The following is a 5607-nucleotide window of genomic DNA, read 5'->3' on the forward strand; positions in this document are numbered from 1 at the left end:
TGAAAAAAGTATGACAAGCTATTCTTCGAATAACTCCTCATACTTATATAGTACGAAAGACCAGCTTATGGCTGCTCCGGTTTTCATATATTAAATTATCGAACTAATAATTGTTCAATAGCTGTAATTCTACGATTCATCAGTTCCATATCTGATCCATGCTGTTCTTTTAATGCTTGCATTTCTTGAACATGTTTTTCTTCTAAAGCTTGGATTTTTTGATCTTGTTGAATTTCTAGTTCTTGTAAAGCTTTGATTGTAAGTGATGCATATGAATACAAGTGAATGCCTTTACCACTTTCATCAATAAACGCCTCATCTGATTCATCTACAATTGCCCCGTAGTATATTTTAATATCTTCTGTTGTCAATGGCGACTCATTAGGATCTCTCTCTTCTCTCATTTTATAAAGCTCGTTTACCGCATTCTTATAGTTGAATTGTCTTACTCGTACATTCCTGATTTTTTCTAAGGCGGAAAAGGAAACATCACGAATATTCGATTTGTATTCTCGTAGAGAAGGACTCATAAAGTTACCTTGAACAGCGCCCCACCCATTTTGAGTAACAGACGATTTAACCTGGAGAACTCCAGTATATCCCGCTGCACGGCTGTTACGTAAAGTGATATTGGGTAATCTTAAATCAGAATCTGTACCATTATCTTCAACGACTAACGAAGTTTGATATAATCCAACTTTTCCTCGTCTGAAATACCAACTCCCATTCCCAGCATAAAACACATGGTAATCATTAGCGTTTAGAACACTTAAACCGTTTCTTTGCAACTCCCAATACACAGATTTTTGGACTGTACCATCAACTATGCCATCGCTAATACCAATACTCGCATAAGCCCCTGACCATCCTGCACCTGCTTGAGACATAAATAAAGCGCCTGCTGGAGCATTCGTCTTTTCATCTGTTCCTAAAATAAAAGTTGGTTGTACTGAACCATCTGTTCTTCTGTAATGTCCTAGAAATGATCTAGCAACCCCTTTTTCATAGAGGCGTATAAATTGGTCATCTAAGCTTACGTAGTTATCTGTATTTGATGTTCTAATTTGACAACCACTTAATATTCCCGCTTTAATCCACTCAGCATTCACTTTACCAACTAAATCTATTCGTGCAGCATGTAATTTAATGTTTTCTTTACTCATGTTAATGGCTGCGATTACATCATTTTCTTTTACAGATATGCTAACGCCCTTTTCTGTTATTTGAAGGCGTGATTCCATATCTCTTACATAGGAATCTGTAGCAAATTGTCCATCTACTTGCGTCTTCGTATATACCTCTGTCTTTTTTGCTGCTGCATTGATACCCTGTTCATTGATAATAAAGCGGTTGTCGATTAGGGTCATTTTTTGATTAAATTGCTCAGTTGCAAGCTTATTTGCTAAGTCGCTCAATAAATCTTGTTTATTTCTATCAACTGTTTGTTTCAACTCAGGGATCTTAAACCCAGCAACATAATTTTCTACTTGTTTAAGCTCAACTTTCGCACCGATTGCGGTTGCCTGTTGTTCGAGTTTTGTATTTGCTTCAGTAAGCTCCTTCCCTTGATCTGATACTACATTGTTTAAATTACTAACTGTGGAGGACAATCCGCTTGCTGTTTGTTCTACTGTAGTCATACGCTTTTCGAATCCAGCTTGGTTGTTTTGGACATTTGTTACAGTAGTTTTTACGCCATCCACACTTTTTTCAATCTCTGTTGTTTTCTTGGTGAATTCATCTGTTGTTACCTGATCTTCAGGTGCTGGTGTCCATGCGGTCGGTACTGTACCAATTTCTAATTTAGGCTTTTCAATTAACACGTCTCCCGTGAAATCACGCGCTAAAGCATAAACTGAAATCTCTTTAATAGGCTTATCCATTACTATAGCACTCGCTGTAAACCTTTCCTGTTTATACTGTTTACCTAGTGTTAGACGATTTTCTACACGGCAACTTGTATACTGAAATGTATTGTCTGTGAAAGTAATCTTCCCTTCGAAACCAGCCCATTTATTCGTTGTACCCCATGCAGTAACTTTACCTGTAAATAGAAAGCTCATAGCAAGATTCTTACCCTGCATTAGAGTAACTGCATCCTTCGCTACACCAAAATAGGTGTGTGGTTTATTCTCTCCATTCTTTACTGAGTGCGATTTAGTAGCCGTTTCTAATAATAAATTTCGGATACCAATTTCAGTATTATCAACTTTCGTTTCTACACTTGTTAACTTTTCACTGATTTTCCCAGCTTCTTCTTTCATTTCAGTTGTTGTTTTCTTAAGCTCGCTTGTTGTTTGCTGCACATCAGAAATCGTCTTCTTTGTACCTTCTACAGTTGATTCAACCGTATTTAATTTATTACTAATTTCAGTATCTTTTTTCGTTAACGATTCAATAGAAGTTTTAAATCCACTAGCATCTTGTTCAAACTTAGTTACTTTCTTATCAATTTCACCTTGTTTATTTTCGATATTAGAAATTGTACGGCTGACACCTTGTAACCCTTCCTGTACTTTGTTAAATTGTCCTGTAGCTTGATTTTTCGCTTCTTGAACCATTTGATTTAACTCTGTTTTTGTAGTTTCAATATCTTTATTAACCTGATCTAATGTTTCTTTTTTTACAGATTCAACATCAGGTACAACAGATTCCCACGCTGTACCTATCCATATTTTTAAAATACCAGGCTTTCCGTTACTAATATCACGCCAAAGCGTCTTAAAAGGTTTAAGACCTGTTGTTGGTGGATTTTTGGATTCTATAATTTCAACGGTATTATTTTTAATATTTTCTTGTACTTTTTCAGCTAATGTTTTTGCAGCTTCTGATTCTTTCTTTACATGACTAGCGGTTTCATTCGCTTCTTTCACTAGCTGATCTAACTGATTTATCATCTCTTGCTTATTACCTAGCGAACCAAGGATGCGGTTGTAAATCTTTCTTAATTCCTCATTTGGATCAATAATCTCATGATAATCTCCAAATACATATTTATCTTGTAATGGATTTTTAAATGATTCATCACCTGCAATCGCCCTTGCTTCTAAATACAATTTAGGTGTAAACCCTGTATCTTTTATTCGGATTGTATCTCCATCATTAATTAATTCATGATTTAGTCCGAATACACGACCGATTGATTGTGCTTCGACTTCATAAAAAACAGAAGAATTTACACGCTTTTTTAACTCTGTATTCATAAGGGTCATTAAACGTTTTGCATCCATATCCTCGTTTTCTGTTTCTGGACTGTAAAAACCAAATTTATGTTGCCCTTTTTCGTTCCATCTTTGGAAAGCATCGTTGTCCACAAGATAAGGAACACCTTTATTTATTTCTGTAATAGTAACGAATCCTTCTCCTTCTTTTTTTACGAAACCTAGTAAAGCTGTACAAATGTTTTGAGAGTTTTCAATTCGTTTAATTCCTAGTAAGTCTTTACCTAGAGTTATTTCTTTCCCTGTTTCTTGACCACGCTTCTTAACCATATCTATATAACGTCCAACAATTTGAGAGCCTACAACTTCAGCACGATATTGAATTTCCAGTTCAAATAATGATGCTATTTTTTTAAGCAAGGTTAATGGGGCAATAAATTCATCAATAATCATTGTGCGGAACCCGGAATATTCAATATTCCCTATTTCATACTTAGTCCCAGCTAAAGCTACAGACGTTAATTCGTGTACTGTTTTCGATTCAAATCTTTGTGGAGGGATAATTCCGGCTTTAGCAAGTTGAATCCATTCACCAGATGCATAAGCGATTACTGATCTATCATCAGAATCTTTTTCAATTTCAGTAATTACATAAGGAACGATACGACCATCGCGCACTTCTTTTAATACTAAATTTTGTTGCATAAGCGTGGATGAATGCCTTGTATTATCAAATACTCGAAATTCTAATGTATCGATGTTATTTTTAATTTCCCAATGTCTTTTATCATCCCAATAATCTGTAGGCTGAATAGATGCTACAATTTGTTCTGTTTTAAAATCAACAACATGCAATTCACCACTTGGTGTTCTCATCTATACCTCTCCCTGTAACTGATTGTAGCTGTAACATCTGGTGGCATTATATCAATACGATTCTCTCCACGAATGATCTTAGGAAACTCACTAAATATATCTTTACTATTGATAGCATCTTTCCCGTTAATCGTAACAAGACTTCTTTCAGTATCAATAATCACTTTGTCTCCTGTATCAAAGATATAAGGTTTCGTGTTAGAAGGAACTTTATTTACCTTCCAAACCTTTAAATCATCAATTTGCATTTCGTTAACAGGTTGGTGATTATCCCACTTACAAAGCGCAATCATTACTTGTGCTATTTTTCGGTTTGTCATTGGATTACTGTTGTCAACATCGTTCCATCGTTCAACTAGGGATGCTCCGTCTATCTCTTTACCATCTATAAATTTAGCTACATATACAGACCATTGTGTCCCTCTTCTAGCAATACGCAGGCGCCCCCGAAATTGCTTGAAAGTAGATGAGTAAAAGCCGCTTGTATCTACTAATTTCTTAATACTATTAGGCGTTCCACTATTCCCAATTTTCATATGCGCTTTTGTAATTTCGGCAGTGACATATAGATCATTCATGTTAATACGAGCTACCAGGTTGCTTGCATCATCTAACAGGAGGACCTCACACCGCCCCATTTCCTCAATATTTTTGGATTTTAAAGTCATCCATGCTTCCATTTCAAAATCTTGTAATGGACCGCCTGGAATACTTTTCTTAGCTATCGCGCCATAAAACCCTTTTCCTTCTCCATATTCTTCACAATATAGTGCGTAACCACCTCTTGACTTAAAACTACCTGTCCCTTTCATATCATCAAATTGTCCAGTAACAGGAGTCCATCCTATAGGTGAAGCCATTTCATCCCATAATACACGCTCACGCTCTTGTACCGTTGATTCCTCCACAGTTAGGGGATAACCAATACGGAAATAGTTTCGTTCTAAAGGATATTTGCCAAACCATACATCTAAAAAAGTGCTTGGTTTTTTTACTGTCATTTCAATTAATGCTGGAGCTTCTACGCTTCCTTTATTTGTGAAATTAGAAGTAGTCTCAGTAGACCAACTTTGTACAAATGGATGCGTTTGTACTTTTCCTAATTTATATGGCATCGGACAAATAAATGTAATTGTACCGATACCGAGTGTTACAAATTCATCTGGATCAAAGCTATCATCTACAACAGCTACATACGTTCTATTTGGTTCTACATCAAAAGTAAGTTCTACTGCTTGATCTGTAATTAACCAATCCGCAATTTCTTCTTTTATGAGTTCTAAATCAGATCCATCAGGAACGATAATTCCTACAGGAATAGATAAAACACGCATTTCTGTTTGTGTGTTTAATAGTCTTGCACCTGGATATCCTGGAACACTTAGAAAATTCCTTTTTAATGGCGCCCAAGTTGGTCTTTTCCATCCTTTTGCGATTTGAATAAAGTCTTTTCGTTCGTTATTAAATGTAAAAGAACTCATGTTGACACCTCATTTCTTTATAAAATAAACATACTAAGATTAGTAGTGCAGACCAAGGCATTGGTTCGCACTACTATTTTTTTTATATA

Annotated in this window: 2 protein-coding genes; both read right to left on the reverse strand. The window is 35.7% G+C overall.

Annotated elements, in window-relative coordinates; translation table 11 throughout:
- Positions 1 to 95: 95 nt before the first annotated feature.
- On the reverse strand, positions 96 to 4037 hold the full coding sequence (locus tag PDL00_RS34510) for a phage tail spike protein (protein WP_270733830.1): 3942 nt from the start codon (positions 4035 to 4037) through the stop codon (positions 96 to 98).
- The gene (locus PDL00_RS34515; protein WP_270733831.1) at positions 4034 to 5518 is read right to left on the reverse strand and encodes a distal tail protein Dit; all 1485 of its coding nucleotides are present in this window, start codon (positions 5516 to 5518) and stop codon (positions 4034 to 4036) included. Before PDL00_RS34515 ends, PDL00_RS34510 begins: the two co-directional genes overlap by 4 nt.
- Positions 5519 to 5607 lie beyond the last annotated feature (89 nt).

Origin of the sequence: Bacillus cereus group sp. TH152-1LC, assembly GCF_027710505.1 — a bacterium.
GTDB classification, from domain to species: domain Bacteria; phylum Bacillota; class Bacilli; order Bacillales; family Bacillaceae_G; genus Bacillus_A; species Bacillus_A mobilis.

Excerpts from the sequence above, each read along its gene's own strand:
- PDL00_RS34515 (WP_270733831.1), bottom strand. The coding sequence starts at position 5,518 with ATGAGTTCTTTTACATTTAATAACGAACGAAAAGACTTTATTCAAATC.
- PDL00_RS34510 (WP_270733830.1), bottom strand. The coding sequence starts at position 4,037 with ATGAGAACACCAAGTGGTGAATTGCATGTTGTTGATTTTAAAACAGAA.